This is a genomic window from Brevibacterium pigmentatum (assembly GCF_011617465.1).
Taxonomy (GTDB): Bacteria; Actinomycetota; Actinomycetes; order Actinomycetales; family Brevibacteriaceae; genus Brevibacterium; species Brevibacterium pigmentatum.
This window is the reverse complement of the sequence record NZ_CP050153.1, coordinates 3,863,190-3,887,846: the sequence shown is the minus strand read 5'-3', so window position 1 is coordinate 3,887,846 and position 24,657 is coordinate 3,863,190. Positions and strand designations below refer to the sequence as shown.

The 24,657-nt window shown below is 64.5% G+C and carries 31 protein-coding genes; 21 read left to right on the top strand and 10 right to left on the bottom strand.

The window, feature by feature from the left end; genetic code table 11:
* The first annotated feature begins 5 nt into the window (after positions 1 to 5).
* The 5 genes from GUY30_RS17620 to rplI all read left to right on the top strand — a co-directional run bounded on the left by GUY30_RS17620 (position 6) and on the right by rplI (position 3,142).
* On the top strand, positions 6 to 1,331 hold the full coding sequence (locus tag GUY30_RS17620; RefSeq protein WP_167200494.1) for a glycosyltransferase family protein: 1,326 nt from the start codon (positions 6 to 8) through the stop codon (positions 1,329 to 1,331).
* A 108-nt stretch (positions 1,332 to 1,439) separates the two neighbouring features.
* Positions 1,440 to 1,730, top strand: coding sequence for a 30S ribosomal protein S6 (gene rpsF / locus GUY30_RS17615; RefSeq protein ID WP_025779601.1), 291 nt, complete (start codon positions 1,440 to 1,442; stop codon positions 1,728 to 1,730).
* A gap of 33 nt (positions 1,731 to 1,763) precedes the next feature.
* Positions 1,764 to 2,381, top strand: coding sequence for a single-stranded DNA-binding protein (locus GUY30_RS17610; RefSeq protein ID WP_167200491.1), 618 nt, complete (start codon positions 1,764 to 1,766; stop codon positions 2,379 to 2,381).
* A gap of 46 nt (positions 2,382 to 2,427) precedes the next feature.
* A complete protein-coding gene (rpsR, locus tag GUY30_RS17605) occupies positions 2,428 to 2,667 on the top strand; it encodes a 30S ribosomal protein S18 (RefSeq protein WP_025779604.1) in 240 nt (79 codons plus the stop codon).
* Positions 2,668 to 2,683: 16 nt separating this feature from the next.
* Positions 2,684 to 3,142 carry a 50S ribosomal protein L9 gene (rplI, locus tag GUY30_RS17600; protein ID WP_167200488.1) on the top strand — a complete coding sequence of 153 codons (459 nt, stop codon included), beginning with the start codon at positions 2,684 to 2,686 and terminating at the stop codon, positions 3,140 to 3,142.
* A 372-nt stretch (positions 3,143 to 3,514) separates the two neighbouring features.
* Here rplI and GUY30_RS17595 read toward each other — a convergent pair whose 3' ends face one another.
* The 3 genes from GUY30_RS17595 to argE all read right to left on the bottom strand — a co-directional run bounded on the left by GUY30_RS17595 (position 3,515) and on the right by argE (position 5,595).
* On the bottom strand, positions 3,515 to 4,081 hold the full coding sequence (locus tag GUY30_RS17595; RefSeq protein ID WP_167200485.1) for a DUF488 domain-containing protein: 567 nt from the start codon (positions 4,079 to 4,081) through the stop codon (positions 3,515 to 3,517).
* On the bottom strand, positions 4,078 to 4,296 hold the full coding sequence (locus GUY30_RS17590; protein WP_167200482.1) for a hypervirulence associated TUDOR domain-containing protein: 219 nt from the start codon (positions 4,294 to 4,296) through the stop codon (positions 4,078 to 4,080). The genes GUY30_RS17595 and GUY30_RS17590 overlap by 4 nt, the downstream gene beginning before the upstream one ends.
* A 123-nt stretch (positions 4,297 to 4,419) precedes the next feature.
* The gene (gene argE / locus GUY30_RS17585) at positions 4,420 to 5,595 is read right to left on the bottom strand and encodes an acetylornithine deacetylase (protein WP_167200480.1); all 1,176 of its coding nucleotides are present in this window, start codon (positions 5,593 to 5,595) and stop codon (positions 4,420 to 4,422) included.
* Positions 5,596 to 6,052: 457 nt separating this feature from the next.
* Between argE and GUY30_RS17580 the strand changes: the two genes are divergently transcribed.
* Positions 6,053 to 7,369: a DUF445 domain-containing protein gene (locus GUY30_RS17580; RefSeq protein ID WP_167200477.1), complete on the top strand. Its 1,317-nt coding sequence runs from the start codon at positions 6,053 to 6,055 to the stop codon at positions 7,367 to 7,369.
* A gap of 90 nt (positions 7,370 to 7,459) precedes the next feature.
* Here the strand turns inward: GUY30_RS17580 and GUY30_RS17575 are convergent, their stop codons facing one another.
* Together GUY30_RS17575 and GUY30_RS17570 are read right to left on the bottom strand one after the other, a co-directional pair.
* The gene (locus GUY30_RS17575) at positions 7,460 to 7,861 is read right to left on the bottom strand and encodes a VOC family protein (protein WP_167200474.1); all 402 of its coding nucleotides are present in this window, start codon (positions 7,859 to 7,861) and stop codon (positions 7,460 to 7,462) included.
* The gene (locus tag GUY30_RS17570; protein WP_208091454.1) at positions 7,858 to 8,196 is read right to left on the bottom strand and encodes an ArsR/SmtB family transcription factor; all 339 of its coding nucleotides are present in this window, start codon (positions 8,194 to 8,196) and stop codon (positions 7,858 to 7,860) included. The genes GUY30_RS17575 and GUY30_RS17570 overlap by 4 nt, the downstream gene beginning before the upstream one ends.
* Before the next feature lie 170 nt (positions 8,197 to 8,366).
* On the opposite strand from GUY30_RS17570, the gene GUY30_RS17565 reads away from it, so the two are divergent.
* The 7 genes from GUY30_RS17565 (at position 8,367) to GUY30_RS17535 (ending at position 15,928) form a co-directional block, all read left to right on the top strand.
* Positions 8,367 to 9,131: an ABC transporter ATP-binding protein gene (locus GUY30_RS17565; RefSeq protein WP_167200471.1), complete on the top strand. Its 765-nt coding sequence runs from the start codon at positions 8,367 to 8,369 to the stop codon at positions 9,129 to 9,131.
* Complete coding sequence (locus GUY30_RS17560; protein ID WP_208091453.1) at positions 9,131 to 10,549, top strand: FtsX-like permease family protein; 1,419 nt, start codon at positions 9,131 to 9,133, stop codon at positions 10,547 to 10,549. The genes GUY30_RS17565 and GUY30_RS17560 overlap by 1 nt, the downstream gene beginning before the upstream one ends.
* Before the next feature lie 11 nt (positions 10,550 to 10,560).
* On the top strand, positions 10,561 to 11,943 hold the full coding sequence (locus GUY30_RS17555) for an FtsX-like permease family protein (protein ID WP_167200468.1): 1,383 nt from the start codon (positions 10,561 to 10,563) through the stop codon (positions 11,941 to 11,943).
* Between the two features lie 132 nt (positions 11,944 to 12,075).
* Entirely contained in the window at positions 12,076 to 13,413 is a 1,338-nt protein-coding gene (gene dnaB, locus GUY30_RS17550; RefSeq protein ID WP_039211746.1) for a replicative DNA helicase, read from the top strand.
* Positions 13,414 to 13,427: 14 nt separating this feature from the next.
* A complete protein-coding gene (locus tag GUY30_RS17545; protein WP_167200465.1) occupies positions 13,428 to 14,129 on the top strand; it encodes a hypothetical protein in 702 nt (233 codons plus the stop codon).
* A 39-nt stretch (positions 14,130 to 14,168) separates the two neighbouring features.
* Complete coding sequence (locus tag GUY30_RS17540; protein WP_167200462.1) at positions 14,169 to 15,095, top strand: LysR family transcriptional regulator; 927 nt, start codon at positions 14,169 to 14,171, stop codon at positions 15,093 to 15,095.
* Between the two features lie 2 nt (positions 15,096 to 15,097).
* The gene (locus tag GUY30_RS17535; RefSeq protein WP_167200459.1) at positions 15,098 to 15,928 is read left to right on the top strand and encodes a uroporphyrinogen-III synthase; all 831 of its coding nucleotides are present in this window, start codon (positions 15,098 to 15,100) and stop codon (positions 15,926 to 15,928) included.
* A 2-nt stretch (positions 15,929 to 15,930) separates the two neighbouring features.
* Here the strand turns inward: GUY30_RS17535 and GUY30_RS18080 are convergent, their stop codons facing one another.
* Both GUY30_RS18080 and GUY30_RS17815 read right to left on the bottom strand, forming a co-directional pair.
* Positions 15,931 to 16,053 (bottom strand): hypothetical protein, encoded by a 123-nt coding sequence (locus GUY30_RS18080; protein ID WP_266096034.1) that lies wholly within the window; start codon positions 16,051 to 16,053, stop codon positions 15,931 to 15,933.
* Positions 16,054 to 16,055: 2 nt separating this feature from the next.
* On the bottom strand, positions 16,056 to 16,304 hold the full coding sequence (locus tag GUY30_RS17815; RefSeq protein WP_208091452.1) for a hypothetical protein: 249 nt from the start codon (positions 16,302 to 16,304) through the stop codon (positions 16,056 to 16,058).
* Positions 16,305 to 16,396: 92 nt separating this feature from the next.
* Here GUY30_RS17815 and GUY30_RS17525 point away from each other — a divergent pair, with 92 nt between their 5' ends.
* The 6 genes from GUY30_RS17525 (at position 16,397) to GUY30_RS17500 (ending at position 20,524) form a co-directional block, all read left to right on the top strand.
* Entirely contained in the window at positions 16,397 to 16,900 is a 504-nt protein-coding gene (locus tag GUY30_RS17525; RefSeq protein ID WP_167200456.1) for an SRPBCC family protein, read from the top strand.
* A gap of 135 nt (positions 16,901 to 17,035) precedes the next feature.
* Positions 17,036 to 17,434, top strand: a complete 399-nt coding sequence (locus GUY30_RS17520) for an acyl-CoA thioesterase (RefSeq protein ID WP_167201219.1) — start codon at positions 17,036 to 17,038, stop codon at positions 17,432 to 17,434.
* An 85-nt stretch (positions 17,435 to 17,519) separates the two neighbouring features.
* Complete coding sequence (locus tag GUY30_RS17515) at positions 17,520 to 18,431, top strand: helix-turn-helix domain-containing protein (RefSeq protein ID WP_167200453.1); 912 nt, start codon at positions 17,520 to 17,522, stop codon at positions 18,429 to 18,431.
* Positions 18,428 to 18,841, top strand: coding sequence for a (R)-mandelonitrile lyase (locus GUY30_RS17510; RefSeq protein ID WP_167200450.1), 414 nt, complete (start codon positions 18,428 to 18,430; stop codon positions 18,839 to 18,841). The genes GUY30_RS17515 and GUY30_RS17510 overlap by 4 nt, the downstream gene beginning before the upstream one ends.
* 56 nt (positions 18,842 to 18,897) lie before the next feature.
* Entirely contained in the window at positions 18,898 to 19,920 is a 1,023-nt protein-coding gene (locus GUY30_RS17505; protein ID WP_167200447.1) for a zinc-dependent alcohol dehydrogenase family protein, read from the top strand.
* Between the two features lie 109 nt (positions 19,921 to 20,029).
* Positions 20,030 to 20,524: a DapH/DapD/GlmU-related protein gene (locus tag GUY30_RS17500; RefSeq protein ID WP_167200444.1), complete on the top strand. Its 495-nt coding sequence runs from the start codon at positions 20,030 to 20,032 to the stop codon at positions 20,522 to 20,524.
* 89 nt (positions 20,525 to 20,613) lie between these two features.
* On the opposite strand, the gene GUY30_RS17495 is transcribed toward GUY30_RS17500, so the two are convergent.
* Positions 20,614 to 21,153, bottom strand: a complete 540-nt coding sequence (locus GUY30_RS17495; protein WP_167200441.1) for a zinc-binding metallopeptidase family protein — start codon at positions 21,151 to 21,153, stop codon at positions 20,614 to 20,616.
* A gap of 60 nt (positions 21,154 to 21,213) precedes the next feature.
* Positions 21,214 to 21,840, bottom strand: a complete 627-nt coding sequence (locus tag GUY30_RS17490; protein WP_167200438.1) for an HAD-IA family hydrolase — start codon at positions 21,838 to 21,840, stop codon at positions 21,214 to 21,216.
* Positions 21,841 to 21,938: 98 nt separating this feature from the next.
* Between GUY30_RS17490 and GUY30_RS17485 the strand changes: the two genes are divergently transcribed.
* Entirely contained in the window at positions 21,939 to 22,583 is a 645-nt protein-coding gene (locus tag GUY30_RS17485; RefSeq protein WP_167200435.1) for a GNAT family N-acetyltransferase, read from the top strand.
* Positions 22,584 to 22,745: 162 nt separating this feature from the next.
* Here the strand turns inward: GUY30_RS17485 and GUY30_RS17480 are convergent, their stop codons facing one another.
* Positions 22,746 to 22,949, bottom strand: a complete 204-nt coding sequence (locus tag GUY30_RS17480) for a cold-shock protein (protein WP_062240453.1) — start codon at positions 22,947 to 22,949, stop codon at positions 22,746 to 22,748.
* Between the two features lie 549 nt (positions 22,950 to 23,498).
* On the opposite strand from GUY30_RS17480, the gene GUY30_RS17475 reads away from it, so the two are divergent.
* The gene (locus GUY30_RS17475; RefSeq protein ID WP_167200432.1) at positions 23,499 to 24,590 is read left to right on the top strand and encodes an LCP family protein; all 1,092 of its coding nucleotides are present in this window, start codon (positions 23,499 to 23,501) and stop codon (positions 24,588 to 24,590) included.
* Positions 24,591 to 24,657: the final 67 nt, after the last annotated feature.

The window sequence follows — 24,657 nt, the reverse complement described above, 5'->3', positions numbered from 1 at the left end:
TAGTCATGCCCTCGAAGTCCAGCACCCGGATCGCCGAGCCTCTGCTCGGCGGTCCGGTCGGCATTCACCTCGGTGCTGCCGGCCGTCGATTCCGCAGCGCCCAAGCTTCTGTGCTGGCTGCGGTCCTCGGCATCACCACCTTCCTCGCTCTGGCTCTGCAGGGCCCGTGCCTGAGCTCGGGATACGAACAGCCGTCCGCCTCGGCGAGGATGTGCGCTGGACCCCTGTCCACGGCTTTCCTCGGTGACACCAATCCCGAGGTGCTCGGACGTGCACACGGTGGAGCGGCCGCGTTGGCCCCCTTGGAAGCCCGACTGGTCGACCTGGTCCACCTCTTCGCCACCGACGTCTCCCTGTTCATGGTCGTCGTACTCCTGCTCAACACCGCAGGCATTGCGGCCCTCGGAGCCGGACTCCTCGTCCTCGCCCGCTTCCGGGGGTGGCTGATTGCGGTCTTCGCCTCCCCGCTCATCCTCTTCACCCTCGGCTCGACACTCGACCCGATCGCCCTCGCACTGGCGGTGTGGGCGATGGTCGTCTTCTTCGGAACGCCTCCGCTGCGCTCGCGCGTTTGGCTGGCCGGTGTGCTCCTGGGCATCGCGACGTTCATCAACCCGCTCGCCCTCCTCGTGCTCCTGGCCCTGACTCTGGCCGGGCCGAACCCCGCTCGAGGACTGACGCCGCGCAATCCGCGGATGATGCTCGCCGCGGCCACGCTCACCTCGGCGGTGCTGCTTGTCGTCGACCTGAGCGCGATCGACCGGATCATCCACTGGTACTCCGATGCGGTCGACGCCGGCTCCTTCGCCTCGATCCTGCTCATGGCCGAACTCGGGGACGTGTCCGTCTGGGCTCCGCTGTGGATCATCGTCAGCGCCGGGGTCGTCCTCGCCGTCGCCGTCTCCCTCTACATGGTCCGCAGCACCGGTCTCGACCCGGCAGTCTCCGCATGCCTGCTCATCGGCGGCTGCCTGCTTCTGGCACCGGGCCTCATGCCTTGGGACAGTCTGTGGCTGCTGCCCTTCATCGCCCTGTCCATCCGCCGCTGGTGGGTGCTCATCGTCTGGACCCTGGCCGAGGCGGTCTTCGCCATCGCCATCCAACTCGGTGATGTGTCCGGGTTCGAAGCCGACGAGGGGCTCGACTCCACTTTCGTCGCCCTGTTCACCCTGCTGCGGCTGCTGGCCCTCGTCCTCGTCGTCATCATGTCCGGTGAGAACCTCTACCGGCGCGGAATCCGCGGTGCCACGGCCACGGCGGGGCCGCCTCGGCGAGGTAAGGAAGACCACGCGGATGAACATGACAGCCAGCGCACCGGTCGATTAGACTAGTGAGGTCTGTTCCCATTTCGTGACCATCACGGATTCGGGACGGACATGCATATACCCTCCTGCCATGGACCGACCATGGCCGCAAAGACCAGAGGAGGTGGGTGACATATGCGTAAGTACGAGCTCATGCTCATTCTTGATAACGACCTCGAAGAGCGGACGCTGGCTGACACCGTGAACAACCTGATCAAGGTTGTCCCGGCTGAGAACGGCACCGTCGACAACGTGGACATCTGGGGACGTCGTCGCTTCGCGTACGAGATCCAGAAGAAGTCCGAAGGCTACTACGTCGTGGTTGATTTCCACGCCGAGCCTGCAACGACCAAGGAACTCGACCGTCAGCTCGGACTCAACGAGTCCGTTCTGCGCACGAAGATCCTCCGCCCGGACGCCAAGTAAGGCATCTAAGCTACCTCGCTTCTAGGAGATTCAATGGCAGGCGAAACAGTCATCACGGTCGTCGGGAACCTCACCAGCGATCCCGAACTGCGCTTCACACCTAACGGTGCGGCAGTCGCTAACTTCACCGTGGCCTCGACGCCGCGTATCTTCGACCGTCAGGCCAACGAGTTCAAGGACGGGGAGACCCTGTTCCTGCGCTGCTCGGTATGGCGTGAAATGGGAGAGAACGTCGCCGAATCTCTGCAGCGCGGTACGCGGGTCATCGTTCAGGGCCGACTGAAGTCCCGGTCCTTCGAAACCAAGGAAGGCGAGAAGCGCACGGTCATGGAGCTGGACGTCGACGAAGTCGGCCCCAGCCTGCGACGCGCCACCGCTCAGGTGACGAAGAACAACCCCAGCGGCGGAGGAAACTTCGGCGGTGGCGGCGGCTTCGGTGGAGGAGGCCAGGGCGGAGGCGGCCAGCAGGGCGGCTTCGGCAACCAGCAGTCCTCCGGTTGGGGCAACAACCCTCAGCAGGGTGGACAGCGCCAGGGCGGTTACAGCCAGGGCGGCAACAACGCACCCGCCAATGACCCGTGGGCATCATCGAACCCGCAGAGCGGCAGCGGCGGCTGGGGCAACCCCGGCGCCGATGAACCACCGTTCTGATCCACGTCTGAAGACATTTCGAGACATTCGTCAACAGGAGATACTCATGGCAAAGCCAGAGATCCGGAAGCCTATCAAGAAGAAGGCTAATCCGCTCAAGAAGGGCGAAGCGGCGAACATCCACTACAAGGACACCGCTACGCTCCGTAAGTTCATTTCCGACCGCGGCAAGATCCGTGCACGTCGCGTCACCGGTGTGACCGTGCAGGAACAGCGCGTCATCGCAAAGGCCGTCAAGAACGCCCGCGAGATGGCACTTCTGCCCTACTCGAGCTCAGCTCGCTGATCGGAGGGAGACAGACATGCCTAACCGCAAAGTGATTCTGAACCAGGAAGTCGACGGCCTCGGTGCCGCCGGCGACGTCGTCGAGGTTCGTGCCGGATACGCACGCAACCTGCTTCTGCCTCGTGGCTGGGCTTCCGCCTGGTCCGCCGGCGCTGAGAAGCACATCGAGGCTCTGCGCAAGGCCCGCAAGGCCAAGCAGATCGCCGATCACGACGAAGCCATCAAGGTCAAGGGCGAACTCGAGTCGACCACGGCTCGCATCGACATGAAGGCCGGCAAGAACGGTCGCCTCTTCGGCGCCGTCACCCCCGCCCTCGTGGCCGAGGCCCTGCAGACCGCGACCGGACGCGACTTCGATCGCCGTCAGGTGGCTCTGACCGGTCACGTCAAGACCCCCGGCAGCTACAACGCTGTTGTGCGCGTCGGCGACGAGATCACCGCGAAGATCAAGTTCGAGGTCATCGGCAAGGCCTGATCCGGGCTTTCGTCCGAATGATTCGGACGTGGTGAGGATCCGCCCGGTCCTTCCCGGATCGGATCAATCCCACCACACCACCGCCGAGGCGGCACCTGATTTCAGGTGCCGCCTCGGCGTTTTTCGTGGGCGTGGTTCTGTGCGGAGTGGCCTGTGCTCGCAGGCGGGTGCGCCGGAAGTCGACTGAACCGACAGCCGGTGGCTGAGCATTCCTACTCGTTCCCGACATAACGTCGTGCTGCTCCTACATCGTCGTGGAACTCGCTCAACCCCGCGTTGCAACGGTCCGATGTGCCGGTGCTGGTGAGTGACACTCGCGGAAGAGCTCGGTTTGGCGCTGTCGTCGGCTTCGGCGAAGTGGGCGAACGCGGGTCAGGTATCAGCCGTATCAGCCTCGGCGGGGTAAGTGAGTTCGCCGTCGTCGCCGACTCGCGCACCCTCGCTGAACTTCGCCTCATCGACATGGCCGGCACCGAGGATGTGCGAGACCGGGAACTCCCGCGCAAGCAGCTGGTCGGCGATGATCCGACGGTGACAGCGCCACCACACGGCTTCGGAGCACATGATCGCCAGGCGCTGGATCTTCGACCATTCGATGAGGGTGTCGAGGTCGGTCCGGAACTCCTCGGACAGGCAGTGGTCGGCATAGTTGTGGAAGCTGCGGTTCTGCCACCAGGCATTCGTCTCGAAGGGCACCGTGTGGCTGACGGGCCGGCGACCGGTCAGCCCTTCGAGCCGGCGCAGCTCGATGCTGTGCTCGGCAAGGTCGTTGACCAAGGTTTCGGCGTTGAACCAGGGGTTCCTATTCGAACCGGGCAGTCGGCGGACGTCGACGATCGCCTCGGTGCCGGTGTCGGTGAGCAGTTCGATGAACTCGTTCAGTGAGCGATTCGAATGCCCGACCGTGAGGAAGTCCGGCAGGTCGGCGGTGTCCGTCATTCGTCGTCGAGGAGATGCAGCGCGCCGCCTTTGTGGGCGGCGATGTGATCGGTCTTGTCGCTCTTGATCTCGTATTGAGGGTCATCGGGCGAGGCGCGACGTCGGTGGCCCTTGTAGTCGAAATCGGCGGTGTGGACCTTCGTGATGTGGCCGGAGACCAGCCCGGCCTCGGAGTTCCAGCCGACGTGATCGCCGACCGAGAATTCGTATGCCATGGTTCCTCCTCGACTGGGGTGAGCGTTCCTGTCTGCAGTATACGACTGGGCGGTCTCGATTCGCAGCGATCGTGCGGCTGGGTAGGCCGACTGTGCTATGTGGCTGAGTCGGCCGACCGGGCCTCAGCTCGCGGACAGGTCGGCGATGAGGGCGTCGATGAACGATTCGCAGGCTGCGATCTGGTCGAGCTCGATGAACTCGTCGGGAGCGTGAGCCTGAGCGATGTCTCCGGGACCGCAGACGACGGTCGGGATGCCGGCCTCGGAGAACAGACCCGCCTCGGTGCCGTAGGTGACCTTGTCATCGGTGGCGATTCCGCCCCAGTTCGCGGTGAGCGAGACGATGTCCGCATCGGCCGGGGTCTCACAGCCGGGAGCTTCGGCTTCGATCGTGAAGTCGACTCCGGCGGTCTCGTTCTCCGCGGCCATGGCCCGTCCCAAGCGCTCGGCCTCGGCACGGAAGCGGCCGATGAGGGCCTCGCGATCGACGGAACCCAGCGATCGGAACTCGAACTGCACGGTCGCCTCGGCGGGGATCGTGTTCACGGCGATGCCGCCGGTGAACGTGTTCGCCGTGACCGAGGTGAAGGGCACGACATAAGCCTCGTCGAAGGGCCCCTCGGTGCGGAATTCGGCGGCCACAGCATGGACGAAGGCGACGAATTCGGAGGCATAGGCGATGGCGTTGACGCCTTCGGGGGTGAGCGAGGAGTGGGCGGCAACGCCGTGGAAGTCGACGCGGAAGACGTTCATCGACTTGTGGCCGCGGATGACGCGCATGCTCGAGGGTTCGCCGACGACGCAGCCGCGAGGTGCCAGGCCCTCCTCGGTGATGGCCTCGACGAGGGAGATAGCGCCCACACAGCCGATCTCTTCGTCATAGGAGAAGGCGAGGTGGACGGGTTCGCTCAGCTGTGCGGACTTGAGCGCTTCGAGGCGGGAGAGGATGACGCCGATGAAGGACTTCATGTCGGCGCTGCCGCGGGCGAAGTACTTACCGTCGCGGATTTCGGGCTTGAACGGGTCCGAGGACCAGTCCTGGCCGTCGACGGGGACGACGTCGGTGTGTCCGGACAGGACGATGCCGCCGGTGGTCGTGCCGTCCGCAGCGGGGATGGTCGCGAGGAGGTTCGCCTTCGTGCCCTCCGGGTTGGGGATCCGGCGTGATTCGATGCCGGCGGCCTGGAGGCGGGCTTCGACGTGGTCGATGAGCGGAAGATTCGAGTCTCGGCTCGTGGTGTCGAAGGTGATGAGATTCGTGATCTCGGAGATGGTGGCCTCGGCGGGTGTCGCTGGCACGACTGCTCCTGAATGTCGGGTACGGATTGCTTCGATCCGGTCAGATCGCTGCGCCTGTGGTGAGGGCCGCGGTGGTCCCGGAGGAAACGGTGACCGTTTCCAAAGGGCGGAGGCGGGCCCAGAGGGGACATGGTCCCCGTGCAGGACAGCGGTGACCAGACCCTTCTCACTCTACGTGTCGTGTTTGTACCGCGTGGCACCGGCCCGGTCGGTGGGCGCAGTGGCGTAGCGTGCGTGTTGCTGGAGTCAGGGGCGGCGCATCCCTCACCGTTGCTGTCGCATCGCCTCGTTCGCCGCGCACCCTCGCGGGACTCGCATACCCACCCGTTGCACCGGTGGGCTGTGCCGTTGCCACGACGTTTTGGCAGGGACGGTGCAGAATTCCCAGGTGCGAACCTGCCTGCGGATGCGTGTGGAGGGGCCGGGTTTCGCTAAAGTCGTGGAGCAGGGGGTAACGATGTCGATCGAGAAGACACCATCCGTACCGCGCTTCGGCGCCGGAAGCGGGAACGGCGGGCCGGCTGAGCTGACGCCGGAAGATCAAGAGCGCGCTCGCGGGCTGAAGAAGATGCGCACGCTCGCGCTCTCGCTGCTCATCCTCGCGACCCTCATCTTCCTCTCCACCCACCTCTTCACCGACAACACCGGTGTGTGGGGATTCGTCTCCCGCGCCTCCGAGGCCGCGATGATCGGCGCGATCGCCGACTGGTTCGCCGTCACCGCGCTCTTCCGCCACCCCTTGGGTCTGCCGATCCCGCACACCGCGATCATCCCGCGCAAGAAGGACACCCTCGGAGCGAGTCTGTCGGCCTTCGTCGCCGCGAATTTCCTCCACGCCGAGGCGGTGTCGACGAAGATCCGATCCGCTGAGATCTCCCACAGAGCCGGGAAATGGCTGGCCAAGCCCGGCAACCGCGATATCGTCGTCGACCGTGCCGCAGGAGGTCTCGAGTATGTGCTCGCGCGCATCGATGACGACTCCATCAAGGCGCTGACCAGGAACGTCATCATCCCTCGGCTGGTGGCCACGAGGAAGACCCCGGTCCTCGCGCAGCTGCTGCGCCAGATCGTGCTCGACGGTGCTCATCACAAACTCGTCGACCTCATCGTCGCCGAGGCCTACTCCTGGCTGCGTGACAATCCCCAGGTCATCGACGAGATCGTCCATAACCGGGCGCCGTCGTGGGTTCCCGATTTCGTCAACGAACAGCTGGCGAACCGGCTGCAGCGCGAAGTGCTCGGCTGGGTCGCCGACGTTCGCGACAACGAATACCACAAAGCTCGGCAGGCTCTGGATGCCTGGCTCGTCGACCTCTCCGACGACCTCGAATCCGATTCAACTCTGTCGCAGCGCGCCGAGGAGATCATCAACGAGCTGCTCAGCCAGGAGGGAGTCGTCGACTCCGTCCTCGAGATCTGGGGTTCGCTCAAACAGCTGCTGCGCGAGGCCATCATCGACGAAGGCGGCGAAGTCCGCGCCCGCATCTGGCAGCTCATCGGCGAATTCGCCGAACGGCTGCAGGCGGACTCGGAATTCTCCCGCCGCATCGATGACCGGATCGCCACCACTGCCGGTGATCTGGCCGAGAGCTTCGGCCCCGAGATCGCCAGCGTCATCTCCGACACCATCGAGCGCTGGGACGCGAAGGAAGCCGCCGAGCGCATCGAGCTCTACGTCGGCCGTGACCTCCAGTACATCCGCATCAACGGCACCGTCATCGGCGCGCTGGTCGGCCTCGTGATCCACACCGTCATCGTGCTCCTGCCGGGGTGAGAACGCCAGACTCGCGCCGAGGCGGGCTCGTGCCGTGCGAATGAGAAGATCCGGGGACCGAACAAGGAGGCCCGATCGGCTTGTTCAGGCTCAGCCCTGTGCGCCCTCAGCCTGGTGGACGAGTTGGATGAGATTGCCGACCGTGTCATCGAGCACGGCCGTGGTGATCGGTCCCATCGTCGTGGGTTCCTGGCTGAAGGTGACACCGAGGCTGCTCAGCCGTTCGTATTCGGCCTGAACATCATCGACGGCGAACTGATTCATCGGGATGCCATCGGCCACGAGCGCCTCGGTGAAGGGCGCCACCGCTGGGTGCGAATTGGGTTCGAGGACGATCTCGACCCCGTCCGGATCCTCGGGTGAGACCACGGTCAGCCACCGGGGGCCGCCCATGTCGATGTCGTGTTTGAGGACGAAACCGAGTGTGGACGTGTAGAAGTCCAGGGCCTTCTGCTGATCGGTGACGAAGATGGATGTCCAGTTGACCTTCATGACGGCTCCTCTGTTTCGGTGGATTGTCGATTTGTAGCGTTTGATGTGCCGGGCGAGGATTGAGCCGCATTGCGTGGCCAGCGAGCGGTGATTTCTTTCAGAGGGGTGGGATCGATCTGGTGGAACTTGAAACGACCCTCTTTCCTCGACCGGACCAGTCCGGCGGATTCCAGCGTTTCGAGATGTTGGGACACGGCCTGCCGCGACAGGCCGAGGTTGTGCTTGTTGGTCAGGCGTGCGCAGATTTCGAACAGCGTCTGGTCGTCTCGTTCGCAGAGTTCATCGAGAATCGTGCGCCTCGTCGGGTCGGCGATGGCCCGGTAGATATCAGCCACGCTCATAACAATAGGCAAGTGTTAACTTGCCTGTCAATGGCATCTCGGAGCGTTGTCGTCGGCACGAACTGCCGCACAGGGGGTTTCCGTCAATGGAGGTTGGGAAATCCCGCATCGGCTGATGGGCTGACCGCATAGTGCCAAGGAGCGTTGGGCGAAAGCATAGAGACATGACTTCTTCACCGAACGCTGTACCGCAGCCAGCCAACCAGTTGCCAGCACTCCAGCACCCCGCCATCATCACCGCCGGCAACATCACGAAGCACTTCAACCAGACATACGCTCTGGCCGGAGTCGACCTCACGATCGGCCTCGGCGAATCCCTGGCCATCATGGGACCCTCCGGCTCCGGCAAGACGACCCTTCTGCACTGCCTGGCCGGCATCATCAGCCCCGACGAAGGTCGCATCCGCCTGAACCCGACCGATCGCAGCGCCGCCGCCGAGATCACCTCTCTCAAAGAATCCGGCCGCACAGCTCTGCGTCGCGAAGTCTTCGGCTTCGTCTTCCAGCAGGGGCTGCTCCTGCCCGAACTCACCGCCGTGGACAATGTCGCGCTCGCCGCCATGCTCGCCGGCATGAACCGCTCGGACGCCACCCAGCATGCCCGGGCCTGGCTCGACCGTCTCGGTTTGAGTGAGCATCTGAACAAACGGATCGGACAGCTCTCCGGAGGCCAGGCGCAGCGAGTGGCGATCGCCCGCGCCCAGGTCACCCAACCCGTCGTCACCTTCGCCGACGAACCGACCGGCGCCCTCGACTCCCGAACCTCGAACGAGGTTCTCACCGAGCTGCTGGGCTCCACCGTCGGCCGCGGCTCCACCCTGGTCGTCGTCACCCACGATGAGAACGTCGCCGCCCGCTGCTCCCGAGTCGTGCGACTCGCAGACGGCCGCATCGTCGCCGATTCGGCAATGCAGGAAGCCGCCCAGTGATGAAAATCCTTCCCCTCCTCCTGTCCAAACAGTCCCTGACTTCGATGACGTCGCGCCTTGTCGGGATCGCCTTCTTCTCCTGCGCGACGATCTTCCTCACCGTGGCCGCTGGCGCCTGGGCATTCATCGATCGCCCCGAGGTCTCCGGATACGCCGAGGTGGCCGAGCTCTACCAGCTCCTCGCCGTCCTCGCCACGGTCTTCCTCATCGTGCCCGCGACCAGCCTCGGGGTCGCCTCGGCGAAATTGAGCGCCCGCCGTCAGGACGAACGACTCTCGACCCTGTCCCTGCTCGGGGCGCAACGCAGCACGATCCGCCTCATCGCCGTCGCCGAACCCTTCATCCCCGCCTCGCTGGGCATCTTCGCCGGAATCGGCGGCTATCTGCTGGTCGCCTGGCCGCTGAGTTTCATCACGTTCGTCGGCGAACCTTTGGGCTACCAGGCACTGCTCATGCCGGTATGGCTGCTCGCCGCGGTCATCGTGGGCCTCCTGGCGGTCTGCCTGATCGCCTCGCTCATCGGCCTGCGCAAGATCCAGGTCTCCCCGCTGGGCGTGCGCACCCGGTCGCTGCCCCGAAGATTCCCCCTGGCCCGCATCATCACGGCCATCGTGCTCATCCTCATCGTGGCCATCGCGACCTATGTCTCCACCCAGATGGAGCTGCCGATGGCGGTGACGATCATGTACAGCATCGCCACGATCGGCATCACCCTCCTGCTCATCAGCGTCCTCGGCGTCCTGTGCATCCGCGTCCACGCCGGCATCGCCGGCAGAATCGCCCGCGGTCCCGACTCGGTGATGGCGGCAGGAATGATCGCCGATGCCCCCGGACAGTACTGGCGCCGGGTCGCCGGGCTGGCGATGATCACCTTCATCGCCGTCGTCGGCGGGGCGGGAACAGCGATGATGCGCAGCGGTCAGGAGGACTTCACCGCGGAGGACCGAGCCGTCATGGGACCGTACGTCCACCTCGGCGACGATATCTTCACCGGACTCATCCTCACCCTGGTCATCGCCTTCGTCCTCGTCATCGTCTCGGCCACGATCAACCAGGCCGCAGACATCCTGGACCGTGCTCAGACCTACCGCGAACTCCACGCCGGCGGAATGACCCAGCAGATGATGCACCGGGTGACCGTCAACGCCGTGATGTCGCCGATCCTGCTGGTCACCGTCCTCTCCCTGTTCCTCGGCGGGATCCTCGCCTGGCTCATGGCTTCGGTGAGCGACCTCGGCGACCCGTTCACCATCGGGACCGTCGCAGCCGTCCTCGTGGCCGGGGTCGCGATGGTGTGGCTGGGACTGCAGGTCACCCGCCCGCTCGTCCGCCGAGTCACCGAGATCGACCCCGACAACCGCACCCTCGCCGAGGCGGCCCCCGAGAACCGGGACACCGCCGAGGCGGCCGTGGCCTGAGAGGAGACACGATGTCCACGTCCTTCGCAGCAGTTCCCCTCGTCCTCGGACGGAGATCGCTGACCTCGGCGAGCTCGGTGCTCGTGGCCGCCGCGTTCTTCGCATGCGCCACGCTGTTCCTCACCGTGGCGGCCGGGGCATGGATGTTCTTCCAGATCCCGCCGAGCCCCGATCCCGCGGCACAGGGATTCGACATCATGTACAAGACCCTGGCAGGGCTGGCCACGGGTCTGCTGATCATCCCCGCCTCCACCCTGGCTTCGGCCTCGGCGACGCTGTCGGCACGCCGACAGGACGAACGTCTCTCGACGATGTCGCTGCTCGGAGCCCGACGCTCGCAGATCACCGCACTCGCCGTGGCCGAACCGCTGATTCCCGCCCTGGCAGGCATCGTCCTCGGGGTGGTCGGCTACCTGGGACTGGCCCTGCCGGTCAGCTTCATCCACTTCATGGGTGAACCCATCGGGTACCAGAACATGCTCATGCCCGCGTGGCTCATCCTCGTCGTGGTCGTCTTCCTGGCCATGGTCTGTGCGGGATCGGCTCTGCTGGGTCTGCGCAAGGTCGCGGTCTCTCCGTTGGGGGTGCGGACGAAGAGCCTGGAGCGGAAGTTCCCTGTAGCCAAGGTCATCGCCACGGTGCTCGTGATCTGCCTGCTGCCGGTCGTGTACGCGCTCACGCAGGCCGGCGGATTGGGCATGGGGATCATCCTGGCCGCTATGGTCGGATTCTTCGTTCTCGGGCTTGTCGTCGTCGACCTCCTCGGCGGACTCCTCGTCCGCTGGTTCGCTCACCTGTCCGGCGGTCGCGCCAAGACTTCGGAGCGTCTCATCGCAGCTCGCCTGGTCTCCGACGAGCCGAAGCGGTTCTGGCGACGCGTGTCCGGACTGGCGATGGCCTCATTCACCGCGGCCGTCTGCGGATCCGGAGTGGCGCTGATGCAGCTCGGCCTCGACGCCGCGGAGGACTCGCCGGGAACCATGTCCGAATCCGATATCAACCTCTTCCACGACCTGTTCACCGGGGTGCTGCTCGTCATGGGCATCGCCATCGTGCTCATTGCCGTCTCGGCGGTGATCAACCAGGTCGCCGACATCTACGACAGGGCCGACACCTTCTCCGACCTCTATGCGGCCGGCGCCGATCCCCAGCTGCTGCATCGGGCGCTGGTGCGGGCCGTCATGGCCCCGGCGATCTGGGTGTCCCTGCTGGCCGGAGGGCTCGGGCTCATGCTGGTCCTGCCCCTGGCGGGAGCCGCGCTCGTGTTCGAACCGGTCACGTTCCTCACGATCCTGCTCACAGTGGTCATCGGCATCGTCATCATCCGCGGCGGGCTGCAGCTGACGAAGCCGATTCTGCACTCCGTGGCCACGGCCGGAAGGACTCGGGACTGAAGGTTCTGTGTCAGTGCCGCGTCCTACGCTTACGGGTATCGGGTCGATGGGACCGGGAACGGGTCTCCGGGTACAGTTGGAGCGCACCACATGAGGGTGGGCGATCCGATGCTGTGAGGAAGAGGAAATCGAGTGAGCAACGACCAGGGCTATGACGGTCTGAGGACCCCTCCGCAGGACGTCGAGGCCGAGCAGAGCGTGCTCGGTGCGATGCTTCTGTCGAAGGACGCCATCGCCGACTGTGTCGAGACGATGAAGGGCGACGACTTCTACAAGCCCGCGCACGAAACCATCTACGAGGCGGTCCTCGACCTCTACTCCCGCGGTGAGCCCGCGGACTCGGTGACGGTGGCGAACTACCTGACGAAGACCGGTGACCTCGCCCGCGTCGGCGGTGCCGCCTACCTGCACACCCTCATCTCATCCGTCCCGACCGCCGCCAACGCCGGCTACTATGCCGCGATCGTCAGCGAACAGGCTGTGCTGCGCCGCCTCGTCGAGGCCGGCACCCGCATCGTGCAGATGGGCTACGACGCCGAAGGCGACACCGATGACGTCGTGAACTCCGCGCAGGCGGAGATCTACAAGGTCACCGAACGCCATACGACCGAGGATTACGTCATCCTCTCCGACATCCTCGGCGAGGTGGCCCAGGAGATCGAACGCAACGGCAACACCGATGGCCAGACCGCGGGTGTGCCCACCGGCTTCACCGAGTTCGACAACCTCACCAACGGTCTGCATCCGGGCACGATGATCGTCATCGCCGCCCGTCCCGGTGTCGGAAAGTCGACTCTGGCGCTCGACTTCATCCGTTCGGCTGCGATCCACAACGATGCGGCCGCTGTGTTCTTCTCGCTCGAGATGGGCAAGAACGAGCTCGTCATGCGTCTGCTCTCGGCCGAGTCGGAGATTCCGCTGCAGAATCTGCGGCGCGGCGAACTCAGTCCCCACGACTGGACGACCCTGGCTGCGACCGAGGCTCGGATCAACAATGCGCCGCTGTTCGTCGACGATTCGCCGAATATGGCGCTGACGGAGATCCGCGCGAAGTGCCGCCGGCTCAAACAGCAGCACAATCTGCAGATGGTCTGCGTCGACTACCTGCAGCTGATGTCCTCGGGCAAGCGCGTCGAGTCCCGTCAGCAGGAGGTCTCTGAGTTCTCCCGTTCGCTCAAGCTGCTGGCCAAGGAGCTCGAGGTTCCGGTCATCGCACTGTCTCAGCTCAACCGCGGCAGCGAGCAGCGCACGGACAAGCGGCCGATGATTTCGGATCTGCGTGAGTCCGGTTCGATCGAGCAGGATGCGGATATGGTCCTCCTCATCCACCGTGAGGACATGTACGACAAGGAACACGAACGTGCCGGTGAGGCCGACATCATCGTCGCCAAGCACCGTGCCGGTCCGACGATGGACATCCCCGTGGCGTTCCAGGGCGCGAAGTCCCGATTCGTCAACATGCCGCAGTGACGAGCGGGGCTTGAATGGACGCCTACTGGATGCGCGGCAAGTGGGGTGACGGCGGGAAGAGTGAGCGCCGCTGGAACCAGGGCAGCCGGAATCCGCTGACCATCATCATCACCGGTGCTGTCTTCTTCGTCGGCACGGGTGCGGTCTTCACGATCGGATACCTGTATCCGGACCAACTGCTGTTCACGATCATCGTCGGATGCTTCGTGTTCCTCGGCGTCACTCTGGCGATGCGCAGGTTCATGGGACACACGCCGGCGTACTGGTACACCGGACCATTCGTGGCCATTGCGCTCATCGGCACTGTGATGCTCGGCGAGGATCTCGCTTTGTCGCAAGCCGGCGAGCTCACCGAGGTGGTCGTCGCCGATCATCAAGTCGAACAGAAGACCGTACACAGTTCCAATCCGCCCAGGTCGCGACAGGTCTATGTTCATACCTACAGCCTCGAGCGCACCGACGGCACCCCCGTCGCCGAACCGCTGATCTACCGCGGCAAGGACGGATACGACGACTTCGATGAGGGCGACACGATTTCCGTCCTCATCGATCCGGAGGGGAAGGCACCGACCAAACCGGCCGAGGACGTGGATCTGCCTGCCGATATCGGCATCCTCGTCACCGGACTGGTCACCTCGGGGATCGTGTTCCTCATCTGTCTGATCGTCGTGCTTCTTAGATGGACGCGTTCGCCGTCGCAGGACCACATGCGCTGACGAGGCCGCGCTTGCTGCCGGTGTGCCACTATGGCAGGTATGGACACCACTCCCAACGATCTGCTCGTGCTGCTGGCCGTCTCCCGCACCGCCAAATTCACGACGGCGGCACACAACCTCGGTCTCACCCACTCGACGGTCTCCCGCCGCATCGCCGCCTTGGAGAAGTCCTTGGGCGGACGCGTGCTGGCTCGCTCGGATGACGGATGGGAGCTGACCGACCTCGGGGAACGAGCCGTTGCGGTGGCCGAACAGATGGAGACCGCGGTCGCTGAACTCGAGAGTCCCGGCCAGGGCCCGGAGACGGTGTCCGGAGTGGTGCGGATGACCGCGACGGATGGGTTCAGCGCCTATGTCGCCTCCCCGGCGGTCGCGAAGCTGCGACGTCGGCATCCCGGGCTGAGCGTCGAGATCGTCACCGTCACCAGGCAGGCCCTGCAGCAGCGGTCCGGTCTCGATATCGAGGTCGTCGTCGGCGAACCGCGCGTGCATCGGGCAGAGGCGGTCGAGCTCGGTGACTACGAACTCGGTCTCTACGCCTCGCGTGACTATCTCGCGGCCAACGGCACCCCCGCCTCGGTGGAGGAAGTCAGCGACCACCGGCTCGTCTATTTCGTCGATTCCATGCTCCAGGTCGACGACCTCGATGCGCCGAGGCGGCTGTTTCCCGAGATGAAGGATGCACTGACCTCGACGAACGTCTTCGTTCACGTCGAAGCGACGCGTGCGGGTGCCGGAATCGGCTTCCTCCCGTGTTTCATGGCCGACCGTCACCCCGACCTCGTGCGACTCTTCCCCGATTCGGTGGCCGAGCGACTGCCCTACTGGATGGTGCTCAGACCCGATTCGATGCGGCGACCGGCGATCGCCGCCGTCGTCCAGGGACTCAAGGATGAGATGCTCGCCCACCAGGCTGCTCTCGAAGGCCGGAAGTTGCCCCGGCGAGACTGCGCGACCAGGATATGAGCATGAACCAGCCCCAAACTGACATCGGCGACGAGCTGGTCGGACGTCGCATCGTGCTCACAGCTCAGCGGCGCGCGGAACAGCTCGCCTCCGCCCTCGAGCGTCACGGTGCCAAGATCGTGCACGCCCCGACCCTTTCCGTCATTCCTCACATCGATGACCCTGAACTCGTCACACGCACCCGTGAACTCATCGAGGCCCGGCCGGACATCGTCGTGGTCACGACCGGCGTCGGATTCACCGGCTGGGGTGACGTGGCTGAAGCCGCGGGTCTGCACGAGGAGTGGCACTCGATGCTCGCCGGAGCACGGATATACGCCCGCGGCCCCAAGGCGCGCGGAGCGATTCAGGGGGCCGGACTGAGCGCTCACTGGGTCGCGGAATCCGAGACGAGCGCAGAGATCCAGCAGGTCCTTCTCGGCGAGGGCGTAGATGGTGAGCGCATTGCCGTACAGCATCACGGTGCCGGCGCCGACGGACTTGATGAGGCCTTCGCCGCAGCTGGCGCCGATGTCCGCTCCCTCGTCATCTACCGCTGGGGTCCGGCACCCGATCCGGCCGCCGTGATCGACGCGGTCCGACTCGTCGCGGAGCGCAGGTGCGATGCCGTGGCCTTCACCTCAGCACCCGGGGCGGCAGCATTTCTCACCGCGGCCGAGGAACAGGGACTGCTGTCGGCCGTGATCGAGGCGTTCAACGAATCGGTGGTGGCCGCAGCAGTCGGCGACGTCACCGCAGCACCGCTGCATGAACAGGGCATCAGAACCGTGATTCCCGAGCGATTCCGACTCGGAGCCCTCGCTCGCGTGCTGATCAGCGAACTCGCCGAATGATCTCAAACTGACGCGAATTCGATGTCGACGGCGTCTGACTCGCGCAGTGCGCCGATCGCCTCTGCCTCAGCGGTCACTGCGCTCTTCACCGACGTCGGGACGGTGCCGAAGGTTGCGATCGTCATGCTTAGTCGACGGTTGATAGCAGTGCAGTCAACGGCGCAGCAGTTCGGATCTGGTCCGGTCGCGTTCGCTGTCGTCGGATGCGGTCGGCGCCCCGCGCATGGAGTGCGGTCAGCGCGGATCCCGGTGGGCTGTTCTGGATGCCGCAGGCTCCCGCGGCGTCAAGGAGTGAGTTGCGGCTGAGTCGCTCATCGAGGTGATGAGCGCGGAGGCGGAAGGCGATGATCTCGTCGTTCGTCGCGGAGTCGGCCATGTGCCCAGGCTAGCTCAGGACCCGTGTTTGAATGGGGCCACGTGCTCGGCCGGCTCCTGGTGCGTGCACGACCACAATGAGAAGGGACGACGATGACGCGAACGATGCAGGTCAGCGACAGTATGGTGATCAAAGCCGACGCCGCCGCACTCTGGGAGCAGGTCGCCGATCCGACCCAGATGGCCCGATGGAGTCCGGAGAACACGGGCGCAAGCACGCGCACGACTGCAGGTCCGCTGCAGACAGGCGACGTCTTCGAAGGCACGAACCGTCGCGGGCCGGCGACGTGGGTGACCGAATGCGTCGTCACCGAATCTGTGCCCGGCAAACGGTTCGCCTTCACCGTGCGCCGGATCGGACCCCGAACTCCCAGCATCGAAGGAGCGAACGCGAGCTGGGCCTACGAGTTCGAGGACCTCGGTGGGGCGACTCGAGTGACGGAGTCGTGGACAGACGATCGTCGCGGTTGGCCCGACTGGCTGGCCTGGGTCTTCGACCACATCGTCACACGTGGGAGGAGCTTCGCGGACTTCCAGCGATTGAACATTCGCCGGACGCTCACGACCATGAAGGACGATTTCGAACGCGAAGGATGACTTCGACAATTGAAAGACGACGTCGCACAGCGGTGACGTGATCGAAACGAGGGCGAAACAACTCCTCGCTACTCTGATCGCATGACAGCGACGGCACAGCCCACAGAGAGCTCCGCCCGCCACGATGTGGAGCGGATGAACTTCTATACCCGCAAATGGGTGCGGCCTGAGGACCTCAACGCCAACGGCTCCCTCTTCGGCGGCAGCCTGCTGAGGTGGATCGACGAGGAGGCCGCGATCTACGCGATCATCCAGCTCGGCAACCATCGAGTTGTGACGAAGCTGATCTCGGAGATCGACTTCCAGGCTTCGGCGAGGGAAGGCGATCTCATCGAGATGGGGCTCATCGCAACCCAGTTCGGGCGTACGTCGCTGACGATGAAGGCGAGGGTGCGCAATATGATCACCCGGAAGACGATCCTCAGCATCGAGAAGATCGTATTCGTCGGAGTCGACGAGGACGGCACACCGGTTCCACACGGGTACACGACGATCACCTACGATCGCGACCGAATGCCCCACCCACAACCGTAGACACGCTCGGTGCTGCAGTAGTGATGCGCAGAGGTGCCCTGACAGGGTATCCCTCTCAGATGAGAACGCGTCTAGCCTGGAGAATATGGACAACCGGGCCGAAGTACGCGAATTCCTCATGTCACGGCGGGCGAAGATCACCCCTGATCGGGTGGGCCTTCCCACCCACGGCACGAGGCGAGTGCCGGGCCTGCGCCGCAGCGAGGTCGCGGCCCTGGCCGGACTGAGCGTCGAGTACTACTCAAAACTCGAACGGGGCGCGATCGGAGGGGCTTCCGCGGCTGTCCTCGAAGCGCTCGCCGAGGCTCTGCTGCTTAACGACACCGAGCGGGGCCACCTCGTTGATCTCGCCCGTGCCGCCGACGGCATTCCGACCTCGGGTCGCAGACGACGTCCCGTGACCGCTCAGCGTCCACCGCACGAGACGCTGTTCTGGATGCTCGATTCGATCAAGGAATCGATCGCCTTCGTCCGCAACGATATGCAGGACATGGTCGCCGTCAACGAACTCGGCCGAGCCTTCTACTCGCCGGTCATCGGGGATGGCGGACGGACACCGAACCTGGCGCGATTCCAGTTCCTCGATCCCGCATCGAAGGACTTCTATCCGGACTGGGAACTCTTCGCACAGATGTGCGTGGCGATCATCCGCAGCGCGGCAGGAAGGGATCCCCACAATCGCGGAATCCAGGACCTCGTCGGGGAACTGTCGACTCAGAGCGAGACGTTCCGAATCCTGTGGGCTCAACATGATGTCCGCACGCACGGGACGGGGATGAAGCGCTTCAACCATCCGGTCGTGGGCGAGCTCGTCCTCGCCTTCGAGGAGCTGCGGATCACCGCCGAAGACGGCCTCGCCCTCCTCATCTACACAGCAGAACCTGGCTCGGAATCGGAGCAGAAGCTGCGTCTGCTCGCCTCGTGGGCGGCGCCGACGACCGAGACCGAACGACGACCCGAGAACCAACTTCCTGAGAACAAGGGACACCGATCATGAGCCACCGCATTCTCCCAACGACACCGACAGCGAAGAACCCGCCCGAGCAATTCAGCGGCGATGTGTGGGTCGATCCCATCGCCTCCCCGCAGGAGGACGGCCAGACCATGGTCGTCGCACGGGTTCGATTCTCCCCTGGCGCACACACCGCATGGCATTCGCACGCCAAGGGTCAGACTCTGCATGTGACCAGCGGAACCGCTCTGTTCGGCACACGCGACGGTGACGTTATCGAGGCCCGCCCGGGGCAGACCGTCTACTGTCCGGCAGGCGAGGAACACTGGCACGGAGCCGCCCCCGAGACATTCATGGAACACATCGCCATGCTCGAGAACGCCGAGGATCCCGCTCAGACGACCACCTGGCTCGAGCACGTGGACGAGGCGGACCTGAATCGTCCGCGAGGCTGAGCCCCACGACCAGAACCGAACAGCAGCGAACAACCGAACTTCTCAAGGAGAGAACAATGCGCGGAGTGATCATGCACGGGCCCGGCGACGTCCGGGTCGAAGAACGACCCGATCCGACCATCGAGGCACCCACTGATGCCGTCATCCGGATCGTGGCCGCGTGCGTCTGCGGATCGGACCTGTGGCCCTACCGCGGTGCGGACGCACCGGATCAGCAGCTCATGGGCCACGAATACGTCGGCATCGTCGAGGAAGTCGGCGACGAGGTTCGCACCGTTGCACCCGGTGACTTCGTCGTCGGATCATTCGTCATCTCCGATAACACCTGCCCGATCTGCACCGCCGGCTACCAGTCCCGCTGCGTCAACGGAATCTTCGTCGACGGCGGGATCGGCACCCAGGCCGAATTCGCTCGCATTCCCCATGCCGACGGCACCCTGGTCGCCACGCCGGGACAGCCTGATGACGATCTCATCCCGTCGCTGCTGGCCGCATCCGATGTGCTCGGCACCGGGTGGTTCGCTGCAGATGCCGCCGAGGTGGGTCCCGGTAAGTCGGTCGCCGTCATCGGCGACGGCGCTGTCGGACTGATGGGAGTCCTCGCCGCCAAGCAGATGGGAGCGGAGACGATCATCGCCATGAGCCGTCACGTCGACAGGCAGAACCTCGCCCGCGAATTCGGTGCCACCCACATCGTCGAAGAACGCGGCGACGAGGGCGTGGCGAAGATCAGAGAGCTCACCGACAGCCTCGGCGTCCACAGCGCCATCGAGGCAGTCGGCTCACAGGAATCGATGATGCAGGCGATCCGGTCGACCCGACCCGGCGGTCATGTCGGCTATGTCGGTGTCTCACACGACGTCGAACTGCCTGGAGGAGAACTGTTCTTCGGTCTGGTTCATCTGCACGGCGGGCCCGCGCCGGTTCGTCGCTTCCTGCCGGACCTCATCGAACTCATCTGGAACCGAGAGATCGACCCGGGTAAGGTCTTCGACCAGACGATGAGTCTCGACGACGCGGCGGCCGCCTATTCGGCCATGGACAGTCGTGAAGCCGTCAAGGTCCTGCTGCGGCCCTGATCTCATCGTCTGTCAGCACAGGAAAGGTGACACCGTAGACACAGCAGATCTGCTGAAAGCACTTGACGCCGGAGAGACGATCACGGGCGGCTCGCCTCTGCATGAGGTCATGCACCGCACCAGCCAGGAAGCCCTGCGCATCACGGCGGAAATCAACGGCAGCTACCACGAACCCGATGAGGTTCGCGCGCTGCTGGCCGAGCTGACGGGACGCCCGGTCGATCCGACTGTGACCATGTTTCCCCCGTTCCACACGGACTTCGGGAAGAACATCACTTTAGGGCAGCGGATCTTCATCAACTCCGGGTGCAGCTTTCAGGACCAGGGCGGGATCACGATCGGCGATGACACGCTCATCGGACACAACACGGTTCTCGCCACCCTCAACCATGGGATGGAGCCGGACCGTCGTGCGGACATGCACCCGTCTCCGATCGTCATCGGACGCAATGTCTGGATCGGGTCGAACGTGACCGTCCTGCCAGGCATCACCATCGGTGATGACGCCGTCGTCGCCGCGGCGTCTGTGGTGACCAGAGACGTTCCGGCTCGCGCCGTCGTCGTCGGCTCACCGGCACACGTCGTGCGCACGATCGACGAGTGACTCACCCGACGAGGGAGCCTGCTGTCTCCGCGCGACCGATCACAGGCCACGTGGAGACTGCTCGGGATCGGCGGTCGAAGTAGGTAGGCTCAACCGCCGAGGTAGGCCAAAGCGCCGACGACCTGCGCCTTCGTCGCGATCTCGAGAGTCGGCTCGAGTTCGGGGGCGAAGAACGGCGAATGATTGGCCGGAACATCCGTGAGCACGGTTCCGGCCTCCTCGGCGGCCTGGTAGTTCTCGGCATCGAAGGAACCCACGAACCAGTAGGCGTAGGGAATGCCGAAGGCATTCGGCAGTTCGCTGAAGTCCTCCGACGCAGTCGCCGGGGTCGCCTCGAGCACCGCCTCGGTGCCGAAGAACTCCGTGAGCGCCTCGGTGATGGTGTCATTGACGGCCTCACTGTTGTCCGTCAGCGGGAACTGGTCGAAGTACTCGAACGTCGGTTCCTTCGGGGTTCCGGCGGCCTCGCATTCGCCGCGGCCGATCCGCTCGATCGACGCGATGACTCTCTTGCGCACCGCAGTGTCGTAGGTGCGGACGTTGAGCAGCATCTTGGCGCGATCAGGGGTGACATTCGACTTCGGCCCAGCGTTCGACGCACTGACGGTGAAGACGCGGACATTTCTCACAGGATCAGCGGGTGAGGAGCCCGTTCAGGGGTGTTGCCCGGGCGGCGCGAGTTGAGCACCCTATTGAGCGAGCAGACCCCGTTCGGACAGGTCCGTGCGCAGTGTGGCGGCTCCTGAGAACACGTGGCCGATGAAGCCGAGTCGTTCAGCTGCCTCCACGTTGGCGGGTAGATCATCGACGAAGACCGTCCGGGCCGGGTCGAGGTCGAATCGGTCCCGGGTCAGTTCGAAGATCGCCGGATCGGGTTTGACCAGACCGACTCGACCGGAGACGACGATGTCTTCGAGTTCGCTGATCGCCGGGGCGACGACAGGGGCATGGTGGATGGTCTCAGCCGACCAGTTCGACAGCCCGAGCAGGCGGACGTCGGCGGCCTTGAGATCTGCGACGATCTCGGCCATGCCGTCGATCGGACCGGTCAGGGACTTGTCGAAGTTCTCGTAGTAGCCGGCGACGATCTCACAGTGGCGGGGGTCCGCCTCGGCGGCTCGGGCGACGATATCGGTGATCGGAACGCCGGAGTCAGCTGCAGTATTGAGCGTGGGGAAGTCGGCCGCCTCGGCGAAGGAATGCCATTCATCGGCGCTCATGCGATCGGCCAGAGGCCCTGTCTGGTCCCAGCCGATGAGCACATTGCCGAGGTCGAAGACGACGGTCGTCGGGGTCGGGCGATCGGGTTCGGTCATGGGCCACCACCTGTAATCGGCATCCTGGAGTCGAACCCCACGCTACCCGGAGTCGTCGGACCATTGTGGATTCGGGCCGGCTGGCCTAGGTTGGTTGCATGATCGGCTACCCGCCGTTGCAGATCCGGGTGAAGACTCCCCGACTCGAGCTCGTCGGTGCCGCCGATGAGATGCTTGCGGCGCTCACCCCTCTTGTGCGGGACGGCAAGGTCTTCGCGGAACCCGCCCCCTACGACGATCCGATGTCGTTCTACGAATCCGACCCGGACGTGCGGGTGAGCAGGTGGCTCCAGAGCGTATGGCGTGGTCGGGGGCGGTTCTCTCCCTCTGATTTCCGGTTGGCCTTCGCTGTCCTCGTCGATGGTGAGGCCGTGGGGATGCAGGACCTCATAGCGGAGAAGTTCGACTCCTGCGGGACGTTCGCGTCATTCTCCTGGCTGTCGACGGATGTGCGCGGTCGCGGCCTCGGCACGGAGATGCGCAGTGCTCTGCTCCATCTTGCGTTCGCGGGGCTCGGGGCGAGTGAGGCCGGTTCCGATGCGTTCGTCGACAACATCGGATCGAACAAGGTGTCTGAAGCTTTGGGATACGAGCGCAACGGCGTCGACTGGGACATCCGCAGAGGCGAGCCGGGACGCATCCAGCGCTGGCGCCTGACCCGCTCGGCGTGGGAAACCAGACGGCGGAACGACATCGAGCTCAGCGGAGTCGAGGACTTCTGCACTTTCCTAGCCCACCACTAATTGCTACCTGACGGCGGCCCAGCAACCTCGCGCGAGGTATCTGGGCCCCCGTCGGGTAGCAATTGGGGAGGAGATGACAGCGACCCTGCGTTCACACCAAATGGGTGAACGCAGGGTCGCCGGTGAATCTCAGAAGTCTCTAGGTGAGACTCTCAAAGAGTCTCAGAGGCCGCGGACGCGAGTCGCCTGCAGGCCCTTGGAGCCCATCTCAGAATCGAACTCGACGTTCTGACCCTCGGTGAGCTCGCGGTAGCCGGAGGCTTCGATCGCGGAGAAGTGAGTGAACACGTCAGCCGAACCGTCGTCAGGCTGGATGAATCCGAAACCCTTTTCCGCGTTGAACCATTTCACGGTACCTGTTGCCATAATCTTTGTATCCTTATTTTTTAACTGATGACCGCTGCTGCGATCGTGATGGTCGGACCCATTGCTGGATCCGGCTTTCCCGCTGGCTGGACTGGATCTTCAGACGCAGATCCAACGAAAATCTGTGGGTGAACCGAGGACTCGGAATCGCTGGTGAGGATGAGTTCTCTGATGTGAGGTCTCTGTCTCAGACGAAATCGTGGGGATACTCGGTTTCGATCATGCACTCGAAGGTGCTGGACGGAAGTCGTCAGACGACTGAACTGGGAAAAATCATGAGGGGCGCGGAAGGCAGACACACGCCGATGGACAAACACATGGTGAGAAGCGAATCTACCTACACTTGGAACACCATCTGCTCCGCACATTTCTGTGCGAGAACGATTCCAGCTTAACAGAGTGATCGCTCTGCGGGTGATTTCGGCCGAATGATTTCAGTCGAGAGATGGAACACAGCGATGTGCACTCGACCGCGCAGGCATCTAGGATTGTATACATTCCGTTTTGTATGCAATCCGCCGTGACCCCGGACGCAGGAGCACCCGAACCGTGGACAACGAAGAATCGTCACCGCCGCCAGGACCCCGCCGACAGCGACGCCTCGCCGCGAAGTACCGGCGCCGGCGCACCTTCGTCGCCGTGGCTGCGGTCCTCATCATCGGTGCCCCCGTGACGATCGCGGTGGCGGTGCACAACCTCGGCGCGAATATCTCCTCGTCCCCGCTGCGCGCCCACGGCGGCGACGTTCCCGAGAAGCTCACGGATGAGACGAACGTCCTCATCATCGGATCCGACACTCGCGATCTCGCCTCGGCGAAGGACGCCTCCGATGACTCGGGCACAGGTGAAGGCGCGAACTCCGGGGCCGCCTCGGGGCAAGGATTCGGCAGCGCCGAGGGTGCCCGCAGCGATGCGATGATCCTCGCTCACGTCGCCGCCGACGGCGGCCGCATCGACGCCGTGCAGATCCCACGTGACACGATCATGGACATTCCCGCCTGCGACGACACCGGCCACGGCGCGTCAGCGTCCATGCACGGGATGATCAATTCGGCCCTCAACGCGGGGCCGGCCTGCTCCGTATCAGCGGCGGAGGAACTCACCGGGGTGCGCGTCGACCACTTCATCAACGTCGACTTCGACGGATTCTCAGCGATCGTCGACGCGCTCGACGGGATCACCGTCGACCTCGACGAACCGCTCACGGATCCGAAGGCGAACCTCGACCTGCCTGCCGGCCACCAGACGATCGGCGGTGACGATGCTCTCGCCCTGGCCCGGACACGGCACGCCGTGGGCGATGGCAGCGACATCTCACGGATGGGCAACCAGCAGATGGTCATGGGGGCCATCATCGACCGCGCCAAGAGCGGCCAGGTCCTCACCCGGCCCGACCGCCTGTACGGATTCCTCGACGCTGTGACCTCGACGATCGGCGTCGACGACGAACTCGACTCCATGCGAGCGCTCGCCTCCCTGGCCACGACCGTGGCTTCCGTACCCGAGGACGACATCACCTTCGAGATCATGCCGTGGACACCCGCACCGGAAAATCCCAACCGGGTGGTCAAATCCGCCGAGGCGGACGCCGTGTTCACCGCCATCATCGACGACGAACCGATCACGGACCTCGGCAGGTGAACATCGGGCACCCGCCGAGTTGATCCCCGTCGTGGCGGTTGTCAGCTCCGTTTCGGCCGCCCCGTCG